Here is a 1,567-nt window from a genome sequence, read left to right as displayed (position 1 = left end):
CCATCAAACCGTTAATCAGGAAGTCAGACGGGTCTTTCTTAAAAATGCTGTAGGTTGGTTGTTCAATACTCCGAATGTCGATATTACGTTTCTTCAGTTCCCGATGGACAAGGACTTTGACAATATCGCTTCTCCATAATCTGCTTGTGTTCAGGACAACAACGTAATCTACCTTGTGACTCGTTACATAGGTCAGCATGTCTTGGAAACCTATCATTCCATCACCGACATACTTAGTATGTCTTTATAAGATTAAATACACCACGCCATACTCAGGATGTCAAATGTTTAGTCAAAAGAAAAACCACATGGTGATAGTGACCCCATGTGGCTTTTCAAAACTGATGTTATTCTAACAACTCGTTATTCAACATATTCAATTCTTTTAGGAATTGATTGATACGACTCATATCCACTACATTTTTCTCAATTGATGCTACATATAATAACTTCAACCAGAATGCATCTCCGTTAGCATAATTCTCAATGGCTTGTTGAATGTTCTCGTGTGTTAATGATCTGACAATGATGTCTGGTTGAGAAGCTGAAATAAAGTTTACATTATCATTTTTCATTTGTTGCAATAAATTCAGTGGCGTACTAACTACAACAGTTATATTCGTTCCATCTTCAAGTTCTATAAAAATATCCATGTTATCATTCTCTATATCAATGATTTTTGATAAAGGAGTAGGATAACTTATCTTCACAACGTTCATAGTATCCTCCTTATTTACCGTAGACTTTATACAAAATATTTATAACTGTTTGTTCGTTTGCCTTATTTGCTTTTGCTAAAATTTGCATTTCCCCATTACTCATTCTATAAAATACTCTCGCTCCTTCCTTTCCTCTTAAGTAATTTATCTCGCTAGTCAAACTTTTACTCCCAATACCCGGATTAACGTTACCTTTTAAAAACTTTGCTATGAGATCATCCGCTTCCTTTTGAATTGCAGGATTCTTCCCCATTTGCTGAGCCGCTTTTACAAGTCCGGCTTCAGTTTTTATTAAGCTTGTGACTTTCGTAGTCCCGCCCATAAGCCCCATAGCAACTGATTCCATCATACTTTGCATGATAGCACTATCTTCAAGAAGTTGTTGTAATTTTCCTCTTGCCCATTCCATATTACCAGGAGTACTTTCTTCATAATGATATCCAGTTGCCATGTTATATAGATACTTAAAATAATTATTGTCGACACCAGACTGCAAAGTATATTGTGCTTCTTGACCTAAGATACTTCTGATTTTCCACCAAGCGTCTGATTGTTTCCCCTCCTGAATTGCCAGATCAAGGTAAACATCCACTTCTACTTTATTAACTTTATGTCCCGTAGGATCACTATAAATCAACGGATTATTACTTACATACGTATACAAATTCTGACTCAGCGGATTATCAATCTGTCCCTCAACCGTATCCTCATTGAGAAACCTCCCCATACCCGGATCATAATACCGCGCCCGCAGATAGTAAAGCCCGGTTTCGGCGTCGTACACTTCTCCGGTGTACTTGAAGGAGTTGGAGATGCCCTCCACCTGGCTCGTGATGTTCCCCCACTCG

Annotated in this window: 3 protein-coding genes; all 3 read right to left on the bottom strand. The window is 37.9% G+C overall.

The window, feature by feature from the left end:
• On the bottom strand, window positions 1–217 hold a 217-nt coding region (locus HYD27_RS31630; protein ID WP_228745461.1), incomplete at its 3' end, for a recombinase family protein.
• Between the two features lie 130 nt (window positions 218–347).
• Window positions 348–719, bottom strand: coding sequence for a hypothetical protein (locus HYD27_RS31625; RefSeq protein ID WP_219221744.1), 372 nt, complete (start codon window positions 717–719; stop codon window positions 348–350).
• A gap of 10 nt (window positions 720–729) precedes the next feature.
• Window positions 730–1,567, bottom strand: an 838-nt coding sequence (locus tag HYD27_RS32310; RefSeq protein WP_228745460.1) for an RHS repeat-associated core domain-containing protein, incomplete at its 5' end; no start/stop codon positions are given.

This window comes from Paenibacillus sp. S150, from assembly GCF_019352175.1.
Classification (GTDB): Bacteria; Bacillota; Bacilli; order Paenibacillales; family Paenibacillaceae; genus Paenibacillus_AQ.
The sequence above is the reverse complement of the archived record's forward strand: the minus strand, read 5'-3'. Positions and strand labels throughout refer to the sequence as shown.

Coding starts and splice junctions, on each gene's coding strand:
- HYD27_RS31625 (WP_219221744.1), bottom strand. CDS start 719: ATGAACGTTGTGAAGATAAGTTATCCTACTCCTTTATCAAAAATCATT.